This window comes from Niastella koreensis GR20-10, assembly GCF_000246855.1.
GTDB lineage: Bacteria > Bacteroidota > Bacteroidia > Chitinophagales > Chitinophagaceae > Niastella > Niastella koreensis.
In genome coordinates this window covers 8,704,466-8,728,921 of the sequence record NC_016609.1, presented here as the reverse complement: position 1 = coordinate 8,728,921, position 24,456 = coordinate 8,704,466, and the positions used below count along the sequence as shown (strand labels likewise).

At 45.7% G+C, this 24,456-nt stretch carries 19 protein-coding genes; 7 read left to right on the top strand and 12 right to left on the bottom strand.

Annotation, left to right across the window (positions count from 1 at the left end; all coding sequences use genetic code 11):
- Window positions 1–45: 45 nt before the first annotated feature.
- The 4 genes from NIAKO_RS35140 to NIAKO_RS35125 form a co-directional block, all read right to left on the bottom strand.
- On the bottom strand, window positions 46–1,290 hold the full coding sequence (locus NIAKO_RS35140) for a FecR family protein (RefSeq protein WP_014223269.1): 1,245 nt from the start codon (window positions 1,288–1,290) through the stop codon (window positions 46–48).
- A 146-nt stretch (window positions 1,291–1,436) separates the two neighbouring features.
- The gene (locus NIAKO_RS35135) at window positions 1,437–2,030 is read right to left on the bottom strand and encodes an RNA polymerase sigma factor (RefSeq protein WP_014223268.1); all 594 of its coding nucleotides are present in this window, start codon (window positions 2,028–2,030) and stop codon (window positions 1,437–1,439) included.
- 132 nt (window positions 2,031–2,162) lie between these two features.
- Window positions 2,163–3,437 carry a hemolysin family protein gene (locus tag NIAKO_RS35130; protein ID WP_014223267.1) on the bottom strand — a complete coding sequence of 425 codons (1,275 nt, stop codon included), beginning with the start codon at window positions 3,435–3,437 and terminating at the stop codon, window positions 2,163–2,165.
- An 84-nt stretch (window positions 3,438–3,521) separates the two neighbouring features.
- Window positions 3,522–4,478 carry a DUF1259 domain-containing protein gene (locus tag NIAKO_RS35125; RefSeq protein ID WP_014223266.1) on the bottom strand — a complete coding sequence of 319 codons (957 nt, stop codon included), beginning with the start codon at window positions 4,476–4,478 and terminating at the stop codon, window positions 3,522–3,524.
- A 115-nt stretch (window positions 4,479–4,593) separates the two neighbouring features.
- Here NIAKO_RS35125 and NIAKO_RS35120 point away from each other — a divergent pair, with 115 nt between their 5' ends.
- Both NIAKO_RS35120 and NIAKO_RS35115 read left to right on the top strand, forming a co-directional pair.
- On the top strand, window positions 4,594–5,631 hold the full coding sequence (locus NIAKO_RS35120) for an AAA family ATPase (RefSeq protein ID WP_014223265.1): 1,038 nt from the start codon (window positions 4,594–4,596) through the stop codon (window positions 5,629–5,631).
- The gene (locus NIAKO_RS35115; protein WP_014223264.1) at window positions 5,628–7,982 is read left to right on the top strand and encodes a hypothetical protein; all 2,355 of its coding nucleotides are present in this window, start codon (window positions 5,628–5,630) and stop codon (window positions 7,980–7,982) included. Before NIAKO_RS35120 ends, NIAKO_RS35115 begins: the two co-directional genes overlap by 4 nt.
- Window positions 7,983–8,094: 112 nt before the next feature.
- Here NIAKO_RS35115 and dctA read toward each other — a convergent pair whose 3' ends face one another.
- Genes dctA through NIAKO_RS35090 form a run of 4 tightly spaced genes read right to left on the bottom strand, consistent with a single transcriptional unit; the run spans window position 8,095 to window position 15,579 of the window.
- A complete protein-coding gene (gene dctA / locus NIAKO_RS35110; RefSeq protein WP_014223263.1) occupies window positions 8,095–9,378 on the bottom strand; it encodes a C4-dicarboxylate transporter DctA in 1,284 nt (427 codons plus the stop codon).
- Window positions 9,379–9,380: 2 nt separating this feature from the next.
- A complete protein-coding gene (locus tag NIAKO_RS37505) occupies window positions 9,381–10,895 on the bottom strand; it encodes a prolyl oligopeptidase family serine peptidase (RefSeq protein ID WP_014223262.1) in 1,515 nt (504 codons plus the stop codon).
- 14 nt (window positions 10,896–10,909) lie between these two features.
- Entirely contained in the window at window positions 10,910–12,328 is a 1,419-nt protein-coding gene (locus NIAKO_RS35095; protein ID WP_014223261.1) for a SusD/RagB family nutrient-binding outer membrane lipoprotein, read from the bottom strand.
- Between the two features lie 17 nt (window positions 12,329–12,345).
- Window positions 12,346–15,579, bottom strand: a complete 3,234-nt coding sequence (locus NIAKO_RS35090; RefSeq protein WP_014223260.1) for a SusC/RagA family TonB-linked outer membrane protein — start codon at window positions 15,577–15,579, stop codon at window positions 12,346–12,348.
- A gap of 234 nt (window positions 15,580–15,813) precedes the next feature.
- Between NIAKO_RS35090 and NIAKO_RS35085 the strand changes: the two genes are divergently transcribed.
- Complete coding sequence (locus NIAKO_RS35085) at window positions 15,814–17,016, top strand: hypothetical protein (protein WP_014223259.1); 1,203 nt, start codon at window positions 15,814–15,816, stop codon at window positions 17,014–17,016.
- Window positions 17,017–17,076: 60 nt separating this feature from the next.
- Here the strand turns inward: NIAKO_RS35085 and NIAKO_RS35080 are convergent, their stop codons facing one another.
- Window positions 17,077–17,937, bottom strand: coding sequence for a glycerophosphodiester phosphodiesterase family protein (locus NIAKO_RS35080; protein ID WP_014223258.1), 861 nt, complete (start codon window positions 17,935–17,937; stop codon window positions 17,077–17,079).
- Window positions 17,938–17,990: 53 nt separating this feature from the next.
- On the opposite strand from NIAKO_RS35080, the gene NIAKO_RS38025 reads away from it, so the two are divergent.
- Window positions 17,991–18,218, top strand: coding sequence for an ATP-binding protein (locus NIAKO_RS38025; RefSeq protein WP_081195818.1), 228 nt, complete (start codon window positions 17,991–17,993; stop codon window positions 18,216–18,218).
- A gap of 14 nt (window positions 18,219–18,232) precedes the next feature.
- On the opposite strand, the gene NIAKO_RS35075 is transcribed toward NIAKO_RS38025, so the two are convergent.
- From NIAKO_RS35075 to NIAKO_RS37500, 3 genes are all read right to left on the bottom strand, one after another.
- Window positions 18,233–18,538 carry a YHS domain-containing protein gene (locus NIAKO_RS35075; RefSeq protein ID WP_014223257.1) on the bottom strand — a complete coding sequence of 102 codons (306 nt, stop codon included), beginning with the start codon at window positions 18,536–18,538 and terminating at the stop codon, window positions 18,233–18,235.
- A gap of 10 nt (window positions 18,539–18,548) precedes the next feature.
- The gene (locus NIAKO_RS35070) at window positions 18,549–19,760 is read right to left on the bottom strand and encodes a sialidase family protein (protein WP_014223256.1); all 1,212 of its coding nucleotides are present in this window, start codon (window positions 19,758–19,760) and stop codon (window positions 18,549–18,551) included.
- Window positions 19,761–19,854: 94 nt separating this feature from the next.
- On the bottom strand, window positions 19,855–20,193 hold the full coding sequence (locus NIAKO_RS37500) for a hypothetical protein (protein ID WP_133055244.1): 339 nt from the start codon (window positions 20,191–20,193) through the stop codon (window positions 19,855–19,857).
- Between the two features lie 192 nt (window positions 20,194–20,385).
- Between NIAKO_RS37500 and NIAKO_RS35060 the strand changes: the two genes are divergently transcribed.
- From NIAKO_RS35060 to NIAKO_RS35050, 3 genes are all read left to right on the top strand, one after another.
- A complete protein-coding gene (locus tag NIAKO_RS35060; RefSeq protein WP_014223254.1) occupies window positions 20,386–20,787 on the top strand; it encodes a hypothetical protein in 402 nt (133 codons plus the stop codon).
- 82 nt (window positions 20,788–20,869) lie between these two features.
- A complete protein-coding gene (locus NIAKO_RS35055) occupies window positions 20,870–21,139 on the top strand; it encodes a hypothetical protein (protein WP_014223253.1) in 270 nt (89 codons plus the stop codon).
- A gap of 50 nt (window positions 21,140–21,189) precedes the next feature.
- Window positions 21,190–24,411, top strand: a complete 3,222-nt coding sequence (locus tag NIAKO_RS35050; protein WP_014223252.1) for a TonB-dependent receptor — start codon at window positions 21,190–21,192, stop codon at window positions 24,409–24,411.
- Window positions 24,412–24,456 lie beyond the last annotated feature (45 nt).

The window sequence follows — 24,456 nt, the reverse complement described above, 5'->3', positions numbered from 1 at the left end:
GGGAGATTCCAATGTTTTAATTAGGGTAAATCGAACTGCGTTATATTATTGGACAATGATCTTTTTATCCTGAATGGTGTATCTGGCGCCACCCGCCAGGTTCAACACCCGTAATACGTCGCTCAAATTGGTGTTTCGTGTTACTTCAAAGAATAAAGGATCATCATTATCAAGGCTTCTTTTATATACTACTTCCACATCGTACCAGCGCGACACCTGCCGCATCACTGTTTTTATATCGGCATTTTCAAAGTGAAATACTCCATTTTTCCAGGCCATTACCTCATCTGTCTGAACCGGGATGGGTTGGGATAACTGAGATGAGTGGGAAGCCGATACCTGTTCACCAGGCTTTAAAATTGCCGATTTGCTCCCGGCTGAGCCGGGACCGATTGCCGAGAATTTCACTGAGCCTTCGAGCAACGTTGTTTTCACTACATCCTCATCATCATAGGCATTGATGTTAAAATGCGTACCTAACACCTGCACCTGTCCCAGATCTTTACCAGTTGTTTTGTTTTTGATATCAACCAAAAACGGTACACGTTTGCCATCTTTCACCGTCACTAACTTGGCAACTTCAAAATAAGCTTCACCGGTAACCTGCACTTTTCTTTCTTTTGCATCAAAGGCGGTGGGGTAGGTGATAGACGAAGCCGCATTCAACCACACTTTACTGCCATCGGGTAATTCAATGTTATACTGACCACCCTTTGGGGTTGACAGAGTATTATACGTTACCGGTGCATTGGCGTCTACTGATCCAGCATCGGCCTTTGCATATACCAATTGTCCGTTCTTCAGCTTTACCACCTTTGCATTTCCCTCCTGCGCTACTACCCCGTTCTTCTCATTGTCCAGCACAATCGTGCTGCCATCCGCCAACGTCAACACCGCTTTATTGCCACCAGGCGCCACATCATTCTTTATCTTAACTGCCACCTGTGTTTTTGAATTATAATTCATCCACACCAGGCCGGCAGCTGTAACCATCAGCAACACTACTGCTGCGGCTGCTATGCGCCAGTAAGGCATGCGGCGTACCGGGGTTGTTTCCAGAGTAACCACGGGAGTTTCATCGGCTTCAAAGATTGCCTGTAATACAGCCTGGGCCGTTTTTTCAGACATCTCATGCGTTACAGGACGTTCAGCAATCATTTTATCTATCACATGCTGCACCGTTACGTCGTTGCTGTTCTCCTGCAACAAACGCATCAGTTCTTCCTTTTCGGCTGGTGTTGCTGTTTTATCAGCGTACCTGTTTAATAAATATTCCAGCTTTGAAGCCATAATCTACAGTTGGGTGTTTTGACCGGTCTTACACTTGGGCCACTTGTACATATAGAGAGTGCAGTACAAAACCCTTTGGGTGAGTCCGGGTGAAAAAATTTTAGAAATATTTTTGAATTGGAAAGACCACAGTGAGTATCAGCTGATTAATAGTGACGCATCAGAATGATCAACGCAATGGTAACATCAAGGCGGGTGAGGCAATAGGTCCTGATGCTGCGCATGGCAGCAGCCAGGTGCGTCTTTACAGTTTCGGGCGACAGCTGCAGTGCGGCGGCGGCTTCTTCCCTTTTCAGGCCTTCTTTTTTTACGAGGTTGTACACCTGCTTTTGTTGTTCGGGCAGGCGGTCGATGGCGGCTTGTAAAATGCGGGTGTATTCGTTGTTTTGCACCTGGTCTTCAGTATCGTGGTGATACAGCGGTGCACCTTCCATGGCGCTGACTTCCAGGCTTTCCCTGCGGGCAATTTTTTTCAGGGCTGCAAATACATAATTACGGGTGATCGTAAACAGGTAGGCTTTGAAATGCTCCACTTCATTGAGCGTTTCCCTTTTTACCCAGATCTTTAAGAAAACATCCTGCACAATTTCTTCCGATACGCCGGTTGATTCGGTGAGCTCGTAGGCGATGGAGTAAATCTTATTGCGGTAATTATTATAAATCTGGGTAAATGCATTTCTGTCACCTTCAGCAACCAGCTTCAGTAGATCGATCTCAGGGTATTCAGGTTGAAATGACAAGGGTATTCAGCGTTTAATTTACAGGCCTAAAGGTTTTATATTCCACGAACAACGCGGCTAAACTACGGCGTTTAATGAATAATCAAAATATTTTTTTAACAAGCCGTAAAAATATAATGTCAGCTCAACGTTTTATTTCTTTCTAATCAGGACCTTATCAATCTTTGGACCATCCAGGTCAATTACCTCAAATTCAAACTCGTTCCATTTTATGATTTCGCCGGTTTTGGGAATATAACCGGTCACATGTAAAATTAATCCGGCTAAAGTATTGTACTCGCCTTCTTCCAGTTCCCGGTTCTGCAAATGGAAATAATTCAAAAATTCAAAATAGGGGTAACCGCCGTCTGCCAGCCAGCTGTTGTCATCCCGTTGAAGGATCTGGAATTCCTGCTGGTTGTATTCGGTTACATCACCAATGAGGGCATCGAGAATGTCGTCCATGCTCACCATGCCTATCACCGTTCCATATTCATCGAGTACAAAAGCATAATGCATCTTGCTCTCTTTGAATTTTTCCAACACCTTATAGGCAGGCGTCGATTCGGGTACCATTACCGGCAGCCGTAAAAAGTTGGCCAGGTCAAATTTGCTGGCTGTAAAATCTTTTGGAAAAATATCTTTTACCGACACCACACCTACCATGTTATCCATTGTTTGTTTATAAACAGGATATACGGAGTGGGCTTCGCTTTGCGCTTTTTCTTTTACTGCCGCCAGGTTATCGGTGATGTTGAAACATAGCAGGTCGTTGCGATGCGTCATCAACTCATTCACCTTTCTGTCGCCCAGGGCAAAAACCCTTTCCACTATGGTTTGTTCAATCTGCTGAATTTCTCCGCTTTCAGCGCTTTCCTGTACAATGGCCTTTATTTCTTCTTCACTTACAATTACTTCTTTTTGCTCTTTGAGGCCAAAGATGCCCAGGAAGATATCATTTGTTTTGGTGAGTAACCAGATGAAGGGTTTGGTAATAATAGAAATGACGGTCATGGGGGCGGCCACAAAAGAAGCGATGGTTTCAGGAAACATCAACCCAATGCGTTTGGGGATCAATTCGCCAAAAACAATAGAGAAAAAGGTGATCACCACAACGATCACAGCCACTGATATTGTTTGGGAATAGGCTTTCAGCCACTCAATTTTTTCAATGGCCAGGCGCAGGTTGTCCTGGATCTTCTCGCCACTATAAATACCGGTCAAAATACCAATGAGGGTAATGCCAATTTGAACGGTTGATAAAAACGTGTTGGGGTTGTTTGCCAGTTCCAGCGCTTTACGGGCGTTGGAATTTCCCTTGCGGGCAGCATTCTCCAGCTTGAATTTCCGGGAGGAAACGAGTGCAATCTCACTCATGGAAAAAATTCCATTAAGCAAAATCAACAGCAGGATAATCAGGATTTCCATATTATATAAGTTAAAAAGACATGGTTTTGTCACCATGTCTTTTCTGGGGCAAATATAGAAATGTAAATTAAGACTTTGTGTACTTTAATGAGCCGCGCCTTTCCCGGTTTCATTCAGGGCAGACCGTAGTCCTTTTGCCATTTGTAGGGCATTTCCCACGCCCCAGTAATGCAGGAAAAACGTTTTGGGCTCTTCGTGCACCATATGATTATGAACGGCCACTACTTCCAGTCCGTTTACCACCAATGCCTTTATTACCGGCGCTACTTCGTCTTCAAGCATCACAAAATCGCCGCATACCGCCGCTCTGTCTGGTGTACCCTGCCACGCAGCCCAGGTATTGAAACCCATAAAACTGCTTACGGGAATGCCATGTTCCAGCAATTGCACATCGGGCCGGCCGATGGTATATTTATATACACCTTTATTCATTTCCCCCTTCTGCCCCATCATGCTGTCGAGCTGGGCAATATTGAGGGTATTTTGCACGCTGTCTGCCTTTTCGCCTGCCGGATCGACACCTCTGATCTCTTTTATTTTGCTGAGGATTGATTTTACGCCATTGGCCAGGGTGGTAATGTCGGCTTTACGGTCAATGTGCATATACATCACTGTTGGTCGGTTGCGTACAAAATGGTTGTGGATGGCCGTGATGGAAAACCCCTGGTTCACTACTTCCTGCTGGACCCATTTTAAATCAATTTCTGTTAATATAAGGTCGCCCATAACCATGGCGCTGTCACCGCAGGGTGTAAACGCCACCCAGCTGCTTAAGCCCATGGGCGGAATTATTTTAAACCCATCCACCGTCATTTTAAGATCGTTCTGCGGAACAGTTATCTTGTATTCACCCTTCTTTTCCACCCCTTTCATGCCGGTGATCTTTTCAATGGTGGCCACATCCAGTTTACTACCGGGCGGGCAGGCTACCGTATTCCTCTTTTTTAATGCCCCCATCTGGGAATCAGTTTCGGAGCCATCGTTGTTACAAGCTGTTATAAATAACGCTGGTAAAATCAGTAGAACAAGTACCTGTTTCATGTTAATAATTTTAAAGGCACCGCTAAACTACAGATTATATTTGTAGAAATGTTGGTGACCGGGGTTGCAAAACCAACCTACTCTTGCTATCTTTTGGCCTTATTTTAAACGGCTTATGGCATTAGAAAACTTTCAAATAGGCTTTGGCGAATATGATAAAAGCCCGGAATACTATCATTTAAGCGAAACCAATCCATTAAAGGCTACCATTTTCCTCGCATTAAAACTGGGAAAACCTTTGCTGATCACCGGCGAGCCGGGAACGGGGAAAACCCAGCTGGCTCACTGGGCGGCCTGGTATTTAAGCACAAAAGTGGATGACAATCTAACGCCCTTCGTTCCAACTCCCTTTATATTTAATACAAAGAGTACTTCTACCGGGAGAGACCTGTTTTATAATTACGATGCCATTTCTCACTTCCAGGATAAGGAAGGCAGAAAGAATGTAACGGAATTTATAAGCCTTGCCGCTATGGGCCAGGCCATTGGTCAAACCCGGGGCCGGTTGGCGGTAGAAGAAAAGTTCGGACTGGCGGGTGTAAGAAATTTGCATACCCTTCGCCCACAACCGCAAAGTTCGGTGTTGCTGATAGATGAAATAGACAAGGCGCCCCGGGAGTTATCCAACGACCTGTTAAGTGAAATGGAAAACAATCGTTTTTATATACCCGAATGTGAAAAAGAGGTGTTTAAAAGCGAGCACCGGAAAACCAGGATCCTGATAATACTCACCAGCAACAGTGAAAGAAACCTGCCGGATGCTTTTTTGCGCAGATGTTTATTCTATCATATTCCCTTCCCTTCTGATGATGATCTGTTAAAGATCATTTTACAACGCATCAGCCCATTCCTTACGGAGATAAGCAACCATTCCGGGATGGATTTTACGGTGCATTACAAGCGTGCCTTACAACTCTTCCATCTTATCAGAAGTAAAACCCATGTAAAGCCCCCATCTACCAGCGAAATGCTCGACTGGTTAAAGGTGTTGCATATGGAAAAACTGATAACGGACGATATTAGTGAGCATACCATTGCTTTCTTACCGCCCGAACGAAAGAAAGCCCTGCAGCTAAGTTTATATACACTGCTTAAGACAAAGGAAGACATCGACGAAATAGAGCAATTATTAAAACTCAGCCAGATCAATTGAAGCAAAAAAGCAGTTATAGGATCCCTTTAGAAGAATTGCTGACCTTGATAAAAGCCAGCGGCTACGAACTGAACGTACAGCAGATCCTTGAAATTCAATCGGCCCTGCTCACTACTTCGGTTTCCCACATGGGGCTTGCCGGGTTAAAATTTTTGATTGCACCGGTTATAGCCAAAAATGCCGGGGACCAGCGACATCTTCACCAGATTATAGATGCCTATATTGCAGAGAAAAAAACAATAGTCACGCCACCCATTCGCCCGTTCACACAATGGTTGCATACGCACAAAAAGCAGGTTTTTGCATTAAAGATCGCTGCGTTTTTATTGATCGTCATTACAGGCGTTGTATTTTACCTGTACACCAATAATAAAAACAATACCCCTGAAGCTGCCAAACCAACAACCCTTCCCAAACAGGATACTGTTGTTGCAAAGCCCGAAGCCAAACCTGCTTCACCAGTAAAAACACAAGCATCCACAACTATTGCACCGGCAAAAACAAACCATACCATTACCGCTACGGTTACAGCATCCGAACGGTATATCAGGCCCGTACCTATCGACATCAACCTGCAACTGTCGATGACATTTGGCACCATTGCAGGCATCATCATGGCCTGGATCGTTGTGTATGAGCACAGGAAAAAAATGGACCTGAAAGAAAAGCGACGTGCTGAAGATGCCATTTTTGTCAAACGCGGAGGAACGAGAAAATTCGTTGGCCCGGGTTATGAATCGGAAGGCACCTGGGCACAACCAACCGTACTGTTCCCCGACCGGGATTATCTGATCCACGTGCCGCCTTCTATACAAAAAATAAAAAGCTTTTTTAAAAAACAGGCTGCTGTACACAATCCCGGTCTCAATATTCAAAAGAGCATTCATAAAAGCGTTCGCAATGCCGGTTTTACCTCCCTGGTATATTCGAATGAATGGAAAGACAGGAAGTATCTTTTTTTAGTTGACAATACACATCCCCAATCGCACAGGCATGCCTATTTAAACCATCTGGTGAACACCCTATGTGCTTCGGTAACAAAAGTAGCCAGGTATAATTTCCAGGGCACGCCCAACCAGGTGCAGGACGAACATGGTAATACGATCTCATTGGAAAAGCTCGCCGATAAATATGCCGGTTACCACCTGCTTTTATTCAGCGACGGTCATTTTTTGGAAATGCCAGTTCCTTTTCAAAGATGGAATTCCCGGTCAATTATCACACCGGTGCCTCTGCCCGACTGGTCGCTGCACGAAACGCTTTTACAAAAAAATAATTTCCTGTTGGTTCCCGCTGAAACAACGGCGGTAGCCTTATTGGCCCAGGCCATTGCAGAAGATGGTGAGATCACGCAACAGCAGTTACATAAAAGACTGCAAGGCCTGTACAGCCTGAAAGACCAGGAATTTAAAAATGTACAGGATGTAAAGCAATACCTGAACGATAAAAAGTTGTTTCAACTGCTTTGTTCGCTGGCCATTTACCCGCGTTTACAATGGTCGCTCACCGTGGCGTTATTGGATGCAATTTTAAAAAACAATACCAGCGGGGAGCCGGCGGTTGAATTGACCCACGACCTTTTGTTAAAAGTAGCCCGGATTCCCTGGTTGCAGGAAGAGAAGCTCCCTGATAACATCCGGCTGCAATTATTAGATTCGTTAGCAGCCGAAACAGAGGTAATTGCCAGAGAAACCATTCTTGCTTTACTGGATGAAGCAAGAACCATTACCCCCGCCAATTCACCGGCCTATACAGAAATTGATACCCAATATGCCATCAATGCCTTTTTCCTGTTTTCATATGATCAGTATAAATACAAAAAATATGCAGGAACAAAAGCAGTGATCAGCGATTACTGGAGTAATCTTTCAGAATGGTCATTGAAAGAGCATGTTAATAAAGGGGGAAATTCTTTAATGCCAAAGTTTAAAGAAAACCAGGATGCGGTGCAGGAATTCCTTTTAAATGATAAGTTATTTGAAGGCTGGAATCTAAACTTCACCAAAGCCGCGTTGGTTACCCTGCCCGCCATCTTATTATATATCATCTTCGCCATTTTTAAACCGGCATTTGTGTATCCGCCCGAGTCTTTTAAGAATGTGTCATTTTCCACTATCGTACATAAAGAAGGCAACTGTACACAACAGTTATTGTATGCTATCAATACCACCAATGGTGCATCTGATACTATTTATCTAAGTCCAATGACCGCCGTAGATACGTTACTGATCCATGATGTAAAGTATAATGAAATGGTATCACTGGAATTATGGACAAAGGACAACCTGATGCGCACCCTTTCCTTCCCTGCCAGGGACTCGTTTGTTACGGTAGGGGCAAGGTGTGAGTAAGTTAATGTGCAAATTAGCAAATGAAATACAGCTCACGTGAGTGCTTTGCGTGAATGAATAAATTAATGGAGATTTTGCCCATTGTCTATTGCCTATTGTCCATTGCCTATTGTTACACGGCTTCGGGTATTGGCGTTCCGGGAGCCACTGTTGTCTTTTTCTTTTCAACAATCGTTTGGTAGGTTGTAATGTCCAGTGCATTTTCGCTTTTGGCAATGAGCACGGTGGCAATGGTATTGCCGATGAAATTGATGATAGCCCGGCCTTCACTCATAAACCGGTCTACGCCTATTAATAAAGCCAGCCCTTCGAGTGGGATTACCTTTAATGCGGTCAGCGTGCTGGCCAGTACAATGAAGCCACTGCCGGTAACGCCGGCGGCGCCTTTACTGGTTAACAATAGTATGCCTATAACTGTTAGTTGTTGCCCCAGGGAAAGATCGATATTAAATGCCTGCGCCAGGAAAATTACGCCCATGCTCAGGTAAATGGTGGTGCCATCCAGATTGAAACTATACCCGGTAGGTATTACCAGCCCCACCACTTCTTTTTCACAACCAGCCGCGGTTAGTTTTTGCATCACAGAAGGCAATACAGCTTCGCTGCTGCTGGCGCCCAGCACAATTAAAATTTCTTCTTTTATATAGCCCAATAGTTTCCACAAACTGATGCCAAAGTACCGGCAGATCAGGTTGAGCACTACGAAAATGAAAACAATGCCCGTGAGGTAGAAGGTCAGCATTAGTTTTCCCAATACGATGAGGGTTGTAAAACCAAATTTGCCAATGGTGTAAGCCATACCGCCAAAAGCGCCAATGGGGCTCAGCCGCATCACTATCTTCAGCACATTGAACAACACCTTATTAAAATTCTCGAAGGTAGTGAGCAGGCCCTTGCCGGAATTACCCAGCATTTTCAGGCCAATGGCAAACAGCACACTGAAGAACAAAACCTGTAAAATATCGCCCTTGGCAAAGGCATCAACAATGTTGGAGGGAACAATATGGGAAAAGAACTCGCCCCAGTTCATGTGTTTGGCTTGCTCCGAAATTTCTGTTACCTGTTGTGTAGCGGTATGACTGGCTTTTATGCCTTTGCCCGGCTTTACCAGGTTGGCGGTTATTAAACCGATCACCAACGCAAGGGTGGTTACCACTTCAAAATACACCAGCGATTTTAATCCTACCCGGCCTACTTTCTTCATATCACCGGCGCCGGAGATGCCTAACACAATGGTGAGAAAGATCACCGGGGTTATCACCATCCTGATCATGTTGATGAAGGTTTCGCTGATCAGTTTGGCGCTTTGCCAGAATTCGGGAAACCGCCAGCCAACCAATATACCGGCAATGATGCCCAGGATCACTTGCACATACAATATCTTCAGGTATTTCATATTTATTTAATCAGGTATGGTGTAATTATTCTTTTCCAAATAGCATAGCCTTCGGGTTTCATATGCAGGCGGTCCTGCACATACAATTCTTCGCGCATTTGCTTTTTTGCATCCAGCATGGAATCGTAGATATCTATAAACTGCGCCTTTGGCTGCGTTTTTATCCAGGCCTGAATTTGTTTATTGGCTTCTTTTACTTTGCCCTGGATCTGCGCCCGGGACGGACTTGGTTTTATTGATACATAACTTATCACGGTATTGGGCAGGTTCTGCCTGATGATGCCAAACAATGTTTTAAAGCGCTGCACTACGGCAGCGGCGCTAATACTGTCGCCGGATGCCAGATCATTTTCGCCACAGTAGATCAACACCTGTTTGGGTTTGCAGGGCAGGATAACATCGTACGCATACCTGATCACATCGGTCAAAACAGAACCGCCAAAACCGCGATTGATAATAGGGTAGCCTGGAAAATAGTCATTCACATCTTTCCAACGGGTAAAGGATGAACTGCCTACCAGCAAAATGCTGTTAGGCGCGGGAGGTTGCTCTGAATCTAACTTTTTAAACGCAAGTATATCATTGTAAAACGGGGGCGCTGCCTGCGCCGGTTTGGGTTGAGGGGTCCCTGGTTTATAAAACCCGTTCAGGCCAAGCCATTTCATTGCCTGGGGCAACCACGATTCGCCCATGGCTTTGTCATACATGGCAAAACCATGTCCGCCCCTGGGATAGATCATTAATTCACCGGTTATCTTTTTTGCTGTCAATGCTTTGTAATAGGCAATGCTGTTGCCCACCCACGAGGTGCTGTCGTCCTGCGCATGTACCAGGAAGGCAGGTGGCGTGCTGGCGCTTACCTGCAGTTCGGGTGAATATTGAATTTTGTCTGCTTCGGTAAATTGCTTTCCTAATAAAGAGGAACGCGATTTCAACGTAGGCGATACCAGTGAATCGGTAAAGCTGATCACCGGGTAGGCCAGAATGGTAAACGCCGTTCTTTTTCCGGTTTTGGAAGTGGCCCCCATCGCAGCGAGGTGACCGCCGGCAGAAAAACCGAGTAACCCGATCTTGGTGGTATCTATGTTCCACTCCCCTGCGCGGTTATACACCAGCGATAATGCCTGTTGCAGATCGTTAAAAGGCAGGTTGCGATAATTGCTGAAGGTGCTATCCTGCCAGGTACGGTATTTCAAAACAAAAGCTGCCACACCCGAGTCTGCCAGTGATTTTGCCACTTCATAACCACCATCTTCAATGGTCAGTCGAACATAGCCGCCACCGGGGCAAATTATAACCGCCGGTTTTGCTGCATTGGGCGTTTTGGGCAAATAAGCGATCAGGGAAGGGTGGCTTACATTGATCACCGAAGGCCTTCCCTTTTCGGGTGTCAGTGATTTTTCATTATCGAGATCAGATACGTTGCCGGGAATCTTTCCACTGTATAGTGGGATCACCAGTTGCGCCTGTGCACAACCTATTATTAAAGATGCTATGACTGCAAATACGGTTTTCATCCAATCGTTTTATGCTACTGATTTACAGGTGTTGCCGTAAACAGTGAAGGTATGGGATTTGGGGTAGATGTGTTCAGGTCTACTTCTACTTGTGGATACAAAAAGCGTTTGGGGATCTGCGCACCGGTATTGGGTTGTACAGGCACCCGGATATCCGTTTCATTAAAGGTTCTGCGCAGGTCGTTGTACCCTTCTATTTGTCCAATAAAGGTAATATACCGTTCTTCCATAATCTCGCGCAACAAGGCCCTGTCCTGCGTAAGGGGCGCAGCACCGCCGTTCTCGATGCCACCGGCTGTAAAGTCGGCCGCTACGTATGCATCATATTTATAATTCCCTGCTGTGAGATACGTGGCGCCAATATAACCACCGGTGCTCATATAGGTTCTGAATGCATTTAACCGGGTTAAGCCATTGGTAAATCCATTCACCCGGGTATCGGCTTCGGCCAGGATCAACAGGTTTTCGGCATAGGTAGCCAGCGGAAAGGCCATGGTTTGGTAATAAAACCCGTTGGTGGTGTAATTGGGATTGGTGGCTGAACTGTACAGGTAATTGTACCGGCTTTTTTCAACTGTTTTTGTATTGCCCCGGTATTTTGCATTGGCTGAATTCAATAAGGAAACTGCAAATGCATTGGTGGCAGTTAACCACGTGGGTCTGTCCTGCACAAAAAACTGGTAATACAAATTGTATGATCCTTTACCAGCAGCGGTATGCGGTGCTACCCAATTGTTGGCAGCGGTATTGATACCATTGGCCGCTGCTGCCAGCGCCTTGTCATATTGCTTTGCCTGTAAATAATACCTTGCTTTCAGCGTCCAGGCAGTTTGGGTCCACTTGGTGTTGTTACCCGCAAAGTGAATATCCTGGAGGGAGAAATCGATAAAGGAAGTAGAAGCGAGGTTCACGATGGCGCTATCGAGCAAAGATTGAATATAACCATATACATCGGTCTGCGCATCATACGCCGGGTTGGGATACTCATCATTGGCAGCCTGTTTAAAAGGAACATCACCCCACAGCGCGGTAGCGGTGCCCATGGTATTGGCTTCTATTACCTGGGCCACCCCTACCAATCGCATATTGTTTACGGCATACGCTTTTTGCTTTATCAGTCGGTCGTTCTTTAACACACCGCTGAAGATGCGCTGCCACGAGTCGTCATAGTTACGGGCGATAATAAGGTACTGATAAAATGCCTGGTATTGTTGTTGTTCACCGGTAAAATAGCCGCACCACATCCCGGCCAGGCGGGCCAGTTCCCCTTCCTGGTTACCCATGTTACCTACTTCCACACCGGTAAGCATGGTAATGGCATCGGCATCGAGCGGGTTATTGGGATCGGTATTAAATCCATCTACCGCTTTTTTGCACGAGCCGCTGCAAATGGCTGTTAGGATTATAAATACTGTGATTATATGCTTGGTCATAATTAGGCAGTTAATGGTTAGAAATTCAATTTCAGGGTGAACAGATAAGACCGCGTTGGCGGATTCACAAAATACACCACCCCGCGGGCGGAAGTAGAACCGGCTACATTGCTATCAGGATCGTAGCCGTTCACCTTGCTGAACAACAGCAGGTTCCTTCCGCTTAATTCTATTCCCAATGATTTCACCCCTGCCATTTTGCGCAACCGGCCCGATTGTATAGTATAAGCCAGGTTCAGTTCGCGAAAACGCGTCCAGGTGGCATCTTCCAGAAACTGTTCGCCCACATTGCCAAAGAAACCGCCTGCACCGGTATACCAGGCCTGGTCAAGCGCTACATTGCCCGCCCCAAAATCCCTGATATTTCCACGGAAGCTGGTACCGGCGGGAATGATGGCTCCATTATATCTTTTAAGATCAGTAGGTGCTACTGATACATTGGCAGTGGTAGCGCTGGTGCCATAATCGAGCAACACGGCTTCGGTACCATTGGCCACTACCCCACCCTGTGAATGCTCCACCAGGGCGCTCAGGGTAAGGTTCTTGTAACGCAGGTTAAAGCTTACCCCGCCGCGCCAATCGGGATTGGGATCGCCAATGGCTACTGAGGTTACATCCGGCGTAGGAAACCCATTGGCATCGAGCTGCAGATTACCTTTTCCATCGCGCACCCAGGGAATGGAATACAGCTCACCCAATGCATAACCTTCTACTGCGCGGGAAGAGATCCCTGCGGTTCCACCCAGATTAATGGAACCTGCGCCGCTCAGGTTCAATACCTTATTTTTATTCTTTGTAAAGTTTACGCTGATGCCTGCGTCCCAGTCTTTTTTACGTACAAGGGCATACGACACATCTACTTCCACGCCCCTGTTTTGAATGCTGCCGGCATTGGCATACAGGTTATCGAACCCGGTAGAGGCGGCCTGCGAAATATTGATAAGGGCATCTACCGTTTTATTTTTATAATAAGTTACGCTGGTTGAAAGCCGGTTGTTGAAGAAACGCAGATCGGTCCCTAATTCAAACTCTTCTTTACGTTCAGGTTTTAAATAAGCATTACCACGGTTCACGCTTTGAATATAGGTGCCGGTGCCATACAAACTGGGATCCAGCAAACCACCCCAGCCATCTATAAACGTGCGGGTAACAAAATTGGTAGCCGTTTGGTAGGCCTGGGGCTGTATACCTACCACGCCATAAGAAGCCCTTACTTTACCGAACGACAAAAACGATAATTCACGCACGGCATCCAGTTGCGAAAACTGCCAGGCAATATCGGCGGAAGGATAAAAGAACCGGTTGTTCGATAAAGTACCGAAGGTAGAAGCGGCTTCCAGCCTGCCCGTTGCATTGAGGTATAACTGATCGAACACACCTATACCGGCGCTGGCATAACCGGCATTGCTTCTTCTTTTTAAATACGAATCATCAACCGAAATATTGGTTGGCGTTGCATTCCCAAAATCTTCCGGTCCGGTAGGGATGATGAAGTTTTGCGAATTGGCGCCCAGCGTGGCAGTGTTCAATGCATTGTAGTTGAACCCTACCAATCCATTCACGGTAAAATTCTCACTAAAGTTTTTCTCCGCGCGGGCAATCACATCCAGGTTGAACTGCATTTCAGAATATTCCGAGCGGTTATAGATCCCAAAGTTGCCATTGGTACTGAAGTAGGGAAAATAGTTCACCTGGTGATCGGTAAAAAAATCAACCCCCGCACGGGTGGTTAAGGTGAACCAGTCAACCGGTTTAATGTTGATCTCGGCCGAATTGATAAAGCGGTTCACCTGGCTGGTATTGGTGAGTTGGTACAGGTCCCACAAGGGATTATTGAAACCGGGATTGGCGCTGGCGCCTATATAGTTCCGGTAGCTGCGCTGGCGGCCTTCGATCAACGCGCCGCCAGGGGCTGCTGCATAACTTCCTATGTAACCTGAGTTGTCGAAATCGGGCGGGGTGCGCAATAACCCGATCATAAAACCGGCATTGTTTACGCCGGTTTGCTGCCGGTCTGAATTGACGAGCGTATAACTGGCTTTATTGCTAATGGATAACCATTTATAAATTTCTTTGGTCACATTTATCCGGGCGCCTGTTCTGTGATAACCGCTTCCCTTTTTAAAAATCCCTTTCTGGTTCAGATCGTTCAGGCTGAAGAAATAGCTCGATCTGCTATCGCCGCCACTCATGCTTAATGAATTATCCAGGTAATGTCCGGTGCCCAGCACCCCATCGTAATTACTTTTCAGGTAAACGTCTTTGGCGTTTTTGGCGGTTATTCCGTAATAGGTCTTACCGTTGTTGGCGTTAAAGTAAGCCCCATTTGTATTTACAGCATCGTCGCCACCGGCGCGGTCTTCAATGCGATCGCCCCAGCTGCGGGTATTGTTTGCTGCCCAGGCGCCGTTGGTACCCTGACCGTATTTATCCTGCAGATCATAAAATGCACTCACGCGATCGATGGAGTTAGTTGATTTGAACGAGATGCTATTCTGTCCAGAACCTTTTTTCGTGGTTATCATGATAACGCCATTGGCAGCCTTGGTTCCCCAAAGGGCTGCGGCAGAAGCGCCTTTCAACACCTGGATGTTGGCAATATCATCGGGATTAATATCATTCAACCGGCTTTGCTGGGTAGTACCGCCGCTGCTTTCGTTGCGGGCGCCGCCATTCACCGGCACACCGTCCACCACTATCAGGGGATCGGTTCCGCGGGTAATGGTGCTTTGTCCGCGAATGAGGATCTGCGAAGCCGCGCCGGGATCGCCGGAGGTGCGCGATACCCGCACGCCCGAAGCTTTACCACTCAATGCATCCACCAATCCTACTTCACCTGAATTACTGAGCTGGTTGGCCGAAATGCTGGAAGAAGCATACCCCACCCGGTCTTTTTTAGCTTCAAAACCCAGGGCCGTTATCACCACCGCCTGCATATTGGCTGCGGCAGGAATAATGCTGATGGTTAGTTTAACCTGGTTGCCCAGGAACACTTCTTTCATTTCAAAACCCACATGGGTTATCTCCAGCGTGGTGCTTACCACCGGCATGGTAATGGAAAAAATGCCTTTGTTATCGGTAACAGTAGAAGCGGAACCACCTTTCACGCTCACAGATGCGCCTTGCACGGGCTCGTTCTTATCATCCACCACCGTACCGGTTATTGTTTTTGTTTGTGCGAGGGCTGGTAGTACAAACCAACAGCACAGCGTGCAAATAAGGAAGACGCTTGGGAGGATCTTGTTTCGCATAGCAGCAATCGATTAGTTATTTGGTAAATATGTTCTGCCACAACCGTATTTAGAAAATCCGGAAAAAAATCAGATTTTTGACCGGCGAGGCATCGCATAACCGAATTTAGATACACAGGCAGGGGTTTCAATCAAAAGTGGCCAACTTAACGGCTTCCAAGAATATTAACCCCGTTTCTGGAAAGGGTTTTAAATTTCTGGATTTTTTCAACTCACTATATATCAAATCTTTAAATGCAACTAAAAACAGGAAAAGAGGAAATCGTATGCCTGTTGACAAAAGTGCTTGAGCAGTTCGAGACCCGGACGGGGCAGTCTGTTACGCGTAATTCAAACCGGAAAAATTATGAGGAAGTAGCCAGGAAGCTCAGTGACATCAGCAACAACCTGCCCAACACCGCCGGCTCGTTGCAGCATGAAGTTTACCCGCCAGACTATAATCACAAGAACCTGGAATATCCTTTTCGCAAATATGATATTACGGGTAACCAGATCAAGGACGCCTACTTCAATCGCATAGTCGCCAATCCACGTTCGTTTTTGGTTGATGCCTGTTATATATATTTATATGGAGTGGGCAGAAAAGGGTTCGAGGCCAACCCGGTTGATGCAGACCTGCTGGTAAAAGAAGAAGCGGCCGAACCGGAAACTTTTCCATCCGTGGTAAAAGTTGTTTCGCCCGCGCCGCCCACCGGTATTCCAACAAAAATATTCTGGTCTGTATTGCTGATTCTGTTGCTGGCGCTCGGCTTTCTTTTCTACCAATGGAACAAAACCAGCCAACAACTCAGCACCATTCAAAAAGACATGCAGTTGCTGCCTTATACGCCTACCCAGGCCGAGATCGATAGCCTGGAAGGGATCTGGTTGTGTTATACCGGTTCTCCCCAGGCGCGTATTTCCGATAACAACCGGTACCATATGGTGGTGTCGAACATCCTGGATGTAAAATATAAAGACGGGTACTTTACCTTCATCCGCTATGGCGCCAGTTTCGATCACGTGGGCTATATGCAGTTTGAAGCGCCCTGGCTGGTATCCATCCGGTCTTCGGTAAAAAATAATAAGGACAGCATTGAATCGCCGCGGCATTCGTTGATGCGGTTAAATTCGCCGGGGCCTTTTCTCCCGGTTATTTCTGCCTCATGGAATTTTGATATCGGGCCGCGTAACCAGATCATCGGGATAAGAGAAGTATATGAAAAACAAGGCGGTGGTGGCAAGGTGGAAGAAGTGATCAATACGCTGGAGAATGCGAGCTGCCGTTGCAAGATCATCAATTGGTACAAGGGCCCTGCCAAAGTGAAAAGCTTTTACCTGCGCAATGAACTGCTGGATAGTGTACCGAATGAAAGGTTGAAAAAACTGCTGGATGAAAACAGCATTCTGTTGCGTGAACCGCAGCAGGGATTGGTAATAGAGCGAGATAAGAAGTAGTGAGTAGTCAGTAATGAGTGAACTCGCGATTTTGCAGACAGCTCGAATGCCGGTTGCATGTCAAAAGGGGGAGAAATACAGATCTTTACTTTTCAGGTAATGCATCAACAGCATGGGATGATCGGTCTGGACCATATTGGCGCCATTATTCAGTAATTCGCCATACGCTTCCAGGTCGCCGGCGGCTGCTTTTTTATCTACCTCGCCCAGGGCATTGATCCAAACCCGGGCGCCGTTGTTTTTTATTTTTGTGGTCACGGCTACAGTATTATGTTTTTGATCAATGTGTACCGCTTCGGTTTGGGTTACCGTAAATACCGAGTCAACATTGGCTTCGCTATGCGTTCTTACCAGTGTTCGCAATTCCGGTTTTTTCTCCTTCAAATTTTTGTCATGGAAGGGCTGGTTTAAAAAGAAAAAGCAGGTGTTTTCGGTTTGCGTTTGTTGCACAAGCTGCACAACCAGGGGGAGACAGTTGGTTTTTATATCCAGGTCAACCAGGATCTTTCCTTTTGCCATCGTCAATACTTCTTCGAGGGTGGGAATTTTTTCATCGGTTAACCGTCCGTTGAATTGCAGGCGCAGCTTTCTCAACTCATCAAAAGTATATTCATCAACCCGGCCTTTGCCATTGGTCATCCGGTCAACGGTAGCGTCGTGCATAATTACCAGCGAATTGTCTTTTGTATGCCGGATATCTATTTCAATAACATCAATGCCCAGCTCAATGGCCTTTTCAAACGCAGGTATTGAGTTCTCGGGAAAATCATAGTGCATGCCCCGGTGCGAGGCAATCAGTACTATTTTTGAATTGGGTGATAAAAAAGCCTTGTTGATCTCTTTAAACCGGGCCGTTTCCTGGGCTTTGCTCATCAGGCAAACATAGGCAATCCCCGGTATATAATTTCGGTTATATGACATGCACCAATAAACCTGCTAACAATGCCCGGTAAAACAAACAACAATTTTTATGTATCAGCGTAACAGATAATGGCATTGGCTTCAACCAGGCCGATGCCGATAAAATGTTCACCATCTTCGGGCGCCTGCACCCGCGCGAAGCATACCGGGGTTCAGGTACGGGACGTACTATTTGTCAGAAGATAGCCAATGCCCACGGCGGCTATATATCAGCAGAAGGGGCACCCGGAAAAGGCGCCACCTTCCGGTGTTTTCTTCCATTGGAACAACCTGCGGAATAGGTATTTGAGATTCTTTACTTCCTGTATTTTGAAGCTAAAAACGCTTCCGGCGTTTTAAGAAAATCTTCTTTACACTCCTTAGAACAGAAACCGTAAATTTTATCTTTATAATGAGCAGTATCGGTTACTCCCGCCGATAGCATCATGCCGCAGGCCAGGTCCATTTTACTGGCAAATGCAACGCCCTCAAAAGGCTGTTTGGGTTTTGTCACCGTTGCTGAATCTTTATGGGCAGTTTCAACAGCCTTTGCATCGCTGCTGTTCTTACAGGCAAACAATACCGTTATTACAGGCAGGGCTAACAATACATATAATTTCATCGGTTCTGTTTTAATTGATATCTACCAGTTGATAGGTTACAAAAGGTTTATCACCACTGTTCAGGGTATAGGCCACCATCGACTGATGATCGTTTAATGATGACAGTACCGGGAAGCTGGCAGACGAACTGTCGGCGGTTAAAAAATTCAGCCCTTTGCTTTTTCCATCTATATCTCTCACCTGGATGCCTATTTTTTTACTAACCTTACTGTTTACCACTTTCGATTCATCCCAAACAATCACTACCGTTCCATTGGTTAACGAAGCCAGCTGGGGATGCGAGCCTTGTGAACTTACACTGTCATGTTGCACAAAGGTCTTACCATTATCGGTTGACCTGGTATAAAAACAACCCTTTATTTTTCCGCCGGTAAACCAGGAGAAGTGCAGGCCGTCTGCATTTTCCGTCATGGCCGGCCCCGTGTGCGGGCAACCATTCAACACCCAGTTGTCATTGCTGATCCTTTCAGGCGCTGAAAAGGATTGGCCGGCATCAGTTGACACCATATGCACCATATCACGAATGCTGTCATTGATAATACCGCGGTACAGCACATGCATACTTCCTTTTTTATCAACAAACAGATCGGTACGGCAGCACTGGCAACAGGGCTGACTGATTAACCGCGCATTTGCAAAACCATTCTTACCCTGCGTAGTTGCAAAATACAGGGCTGAGCCTTTCTTTGTGATGGTTTTCCGGTTATCGAGCCAAACAATACCCGCTTCGCCATTGGGCAATAAAGCGATGTCGTAATAGCGCTGATCGTAACTGGCGGTATCGGTAACCAGCGACCTGGGAGCCGTCCAGCTTTTTCCGGCATCAAACGACTGTACATAATACACCAGGCCTGAATATTTATTCCGGGGATTGGCGTTGGCAGCTCCCCATAAAGCAATTATTTCATGCGAGGGTTTAAAGATGATCTTGGGCAGGTTTTCGCCATGGGGCTGAATATTTCCGCTGTTGGGGATCACCACCGGCGCCCCAAAGGTTTTTCCATTTGTACAAATGGCATAGCAAAATGCAGAGGTACTGTCATTTACCATGCGCACCCAGCTCATGACGGTATTGCCGTTTTCATCTTTGGTAAGGAAGGGGCACTGGCCGGGAACAGCATCAATTTGTACCGCCTGTTCCGGCGCAATCAATGGCTTCGCCGGGGTATTCATACATCCGGTACAATATATAATGATAATAAAGGGAATCAGGTATTTCATATGCCTTTCTTAAAAGCGGTTTGAAAAATTATAAATAGCACACGTTCGCCCTATCAGTATGTTCACTGAATGGACAATTGATTCTGATAAAACATTATACCTGCGGGGGATGGAACGCAGCGACCGGGAAACCTGCGTAAGTAACCTCTTTTATATGCGGATAGCTGATGGTGGTGTTATTAATGGCGGGGATAAGCTTTGTTTGCAGGCAGTTAGCAAAAAATATCTCGAATTTGTTTTCCGCCTTGCGCTCGGGATTGTCCTGGTCTTTTTTCTGCTCCTGCTTCATCACCTTCATCCTGTGGCACTTCCCATTACAATGCATTTGGGGTTTGTTCCGGTTCTCACACAGGTTTTTGGCAATATAGCTGCCGTTAAGCTGAAGGTCCAATACAATAAACAGCTTATTGAAAGTTTGAACAAACAGTCCCAAAAACATTAATATAATGGTAACATACTTCAAAACGAACGCAAAGATAGAAGCAAATTGCGGGTATTTTATGATTAAAATCATTATGCTTCCCCTGAAAAACGAAACTGGTAACAATTCCATAACACCGCGTAACAATTTGATAATACTCCAGCCTGTGCCTGTAAATTAAAGTTAAAATAGCTTTGCGGCTCATTGAAAGCCCTGATTAGATATCGCATTTCAAGACTAATTGTCTTCCTGGTTGCACTGCATACATTGGATGTAAGTGTAGACCTGGATCATTTAACCAATAGCATTGGCTGGGCTGATGTAGAAAGATATGATGATATCGATTCTATGTCGGAGTTCATCCTGGAGAAACTGTTTAATGACGACAACCTGATCAAAGAAGGCAAAACCGACGACAGGCCCCGTTCAAAGAACCATCTCAGTCATATCACATTAAAGACCTTTACAACAGATTACGAAAAAGGTATTACCGTACATGCAGCTGGTGAGCAACCAAACAATTTTTGCCCATCGTTAAGAAATACCCGGTTCCTTTTTGAAGATCATTCTAATCCTGATTACAACCCTCCGGATAGCCAATCATAAATCTGACCCCCTAAAGTTAAAACGCCGGCCTTTTCTAAAAGCGCATCATTGATGCGTTATTCCGTCAACCACAACAATGGGTATGGCAAATATTTCATCATCCCAGCACATGGGTTTTTCCCAAACCATGGACGACTTTATTAAGAAACTGGAAGTCGTTGGTTTGCATGATTTTTCGGCAAAAGCAATCGTTACCGAACTAAAAAAAGAGTTGTTTTTACTTGAAAATATATTCGCTGAATATGATTCCAAAACAAAACAACTTAAACACCTGGTAAGTGAGTATCAGAAGATCCAGCGCAACGCCCGTATCAACCTGCGCATTTGCCAGCAAATTTGTTCAAAGGTTTAGTCTTATTAATTCATAACAGTTACCGTACAAAAGAAATCAACCCACTTTATATGAACATCGCAAAACTAATTACACGACTACTTTTGGTTTTTTGTCTATGTAATGTGTTTCCTGATTTGTATGCGCAGGAAACAATCGCTTCGCTTGAGGGCGTGATCAAAGACAGCAAAGGCGCTCCATTGGAAGGAGTGACCATTACGCTGGTACATGAGCCTACAGGATTTACTACCAAAGCAGCCAGTAATAGCAAAGGTTATTATTTCGTAAATAACCTGCAACCCGGCGGCCCTTACACCATTAGCTTTTCATCAATTGGTTTTGCCAATGATGACAGAAGTAATGTAACCCTTACACTGGGTTCCAACACCATCAACCCGAAATTGGAGGAATCGTCTAAAACCTTAACAGAGGTTACCATTTCTGCCAGCCGCGGTATAAAAGGTGGGGCTAATTTAACGGTAGGGCAAAACCAGATCAAGAATATGCCCACGTTAAGCAGAAGCCTGCAGGATATGACAAAAATTACTCCGCAGAGCAATAACAACTCATTTGCCGGTACCAACTTCCGCTATAACAACGTTACCATCGATGGCGCTATCAATAACGACGCTATCGGGTTCAGTCCTTCATTAGGAGGTCAAACCAACTCATCCGGACAACCAGGCAGCAGTACCCGTACCAACCCGGTATCGCTGGATGCTATCCAGGACGTTCAGGTATATCTTACTCCATATGATGTTAAGATCGGTAACTTCCTTGGAGGCAGTATCAATGCCGTAACCCGTAGCGGTAGCAACCAGGTTCACGGTTCAGTATATGGCTTTGGCCGTGCAGCCTTCCTGGTAGGACCTAACAACGCCGGTGATAAAAGCAGCCTGCCTACCGATTTCCACGAGTATCAAAGCGGTTTCAGAGTAGGTCTTCCCATTATCAAGAACAAGCTTTTCTTTTTTACCAATGAAGAGATCACCCGCCGGGTAGACCCTGTTATCCTGGCCGCTGGTTCTGCAGATAACCCGGTTATTTCCCTTGCCCAGGCCCAATCTATCGATTCGGTAATGCGCAATAAATATGGCCTTTCAAATGGCGCCGGCGCTTATGGAAATACTTCTATCTACTCTAATTCTACCAAATTCTTCAACCGTATAGACTGGGTGATCAGCCCTAAACACCGGTTGTCGCTCAGAAATAATACGATCAGGTCAGAAGCTACCAACCTGGAGCGCGACCAACAGAACTTCCGTTTTGGTAGTATTGATTTCAAACAGGTGAATAATCAGTCTTCTACTGTAATGGAGTTGAAATCAAATTTCAATAGTGCTTTGTCTAACAGCCTGGTGCTGGGTTACTCAAACATTCATGATTACAGAGAGCCTTCTTCTAATCCATCTTTACCACAGGTTGAGATCGCTTCCAATGGCGGTACCATCTTTTTGGGTACCGATAGAGAAGGGGCCATCTTCAACATGAAACAGAAGACCTATGAGTTCACCGACAACTTTACCTGGGTTAAAGGGATGAACACCTTTACATTTGGCACACACAACGAGTTTTATGACATTACCTATGGATTTGTAAATTCCTGGAACGGCCGCGTTGCTTACAGCAGTGTGAACGACTTCCTCAATAACAATCCTAACCGGGTTAGAACCAACTATAACTATACCGATAATACCCGTGATTATATCATGAGTCATCCCCCTGCCGCATTCAAGATCAACCTGTACAGTTTGTATGCACAGGATGAGATCCGCGTGGGCAAGTTAAAACTGACTCCTGGTATCAGGGCTGACCTGGCTTCTTTGCCAAACAAACAACCGCTCAGTACCAAAACAACCGGAGCTCCTGTTGATCCTAACTACGGCAACACGTATACTTATACCCTGCCAAAGGATATCAAAAACGACTTCCTGGGACAAGTACAGATTTCACCCCGCCTCGGATTCAATTATGATGTAATGGGCAATCAGCGCTTTATCATCAGAGGCGGTAGCGGCATCTTCACTGGCCGTATACCATTCGCCTGGTTAGGTTATGCCTATTATAACAACGGCGTTACCTTCGGCGCCTATGACCAACGCTCTTCTACACCCTATACTGCCGGTTCTGATCCTATCAAAGACGCTCTCAGCAGCAACATAGGCGAAGCGAACTTTGTAAAGAATCAAAAGAAGGATGTTAATGACCCCACCGGTGCTACCCAGGTTGACTTAGTTGACAACAAATTTAAAATGCCACAGGTATGGCGCAGCAGCCTGGCTTTTGATTATACGATCCCTGGCGGATGGAAATTCACCCTGGAAGGAATTTATACCAAGGTACTTTATGACCTGAAGTTCCAACAGATCAACTATGTTGATAATCCTACTTACTGGGTGTATGATACCAAACATCAACAACCTATTTACTCAGGTGCAAAGATCAATCCATTATATACCAACGCTTATTTGTTAAGCAATACCAAACAGGGAAACAGATACAGCATCACCGGCCAGGTGAACAAGACATTTGATTTTGGTCTTGCTGTAACTGCGGCTTATACTTATGGTCAGTCAAAAGATATCACCAATGGTATCCGTAACTCCATGGAATCTAACTGGCAGTTGAACCAGTCATTGAGCCCCAACAACCCCGGTTTGGCTTATTCTAACTTTGATATCCGTCACAGGATCGTTTCTACCGTTAATTACAGACTTGACTGGAACAATGCGAAGAAATATATTACCACCGTTCAATTCTTCTTCAGCGCTGCTTCCGGAGTACCTTTCTCATATGGATTGGTTAACACCACTTATGATGGAACCGGTCAGTCACAAAGCCTGGTTTACATTCCAAAAACAGAAGAGCTGGGTTCGTTCTTTAAAGATCAGACAATGGCCACTGCTTTTGACAACTACGTAAACAGCGATAAGTATCTGAAAACCCGTCGTGGTGATTTCACACAACGCAATGGCGGACGTACACCCTGGAATACACAGCTGGACATGCGTCTTTCACAGGATTTCAACTTAAGTGTTGGAAAGAGCACCCACACGATCACATTTACCTATGATATTGTGAACCTCACCAATTTGCTGAACAGTAAATGGGGCAGAGTTTATTTCTCACCCAATACGTTTAACTCAATGGCATCAACAGGTTTAAAGGTTACAGCTCCTGCTACTGCCGGCGCTTACCCAACCTATACCTGGACCAACCCAGGCACACCATATTCAATGGATCTCTTCGGCTCACGTTACCAAATGCAAGCTGGTTTGAGATATACTTTCTAAGTTGATTAGATATTGATAGAAAAGCCCCCCGACGTACTGTCGGGG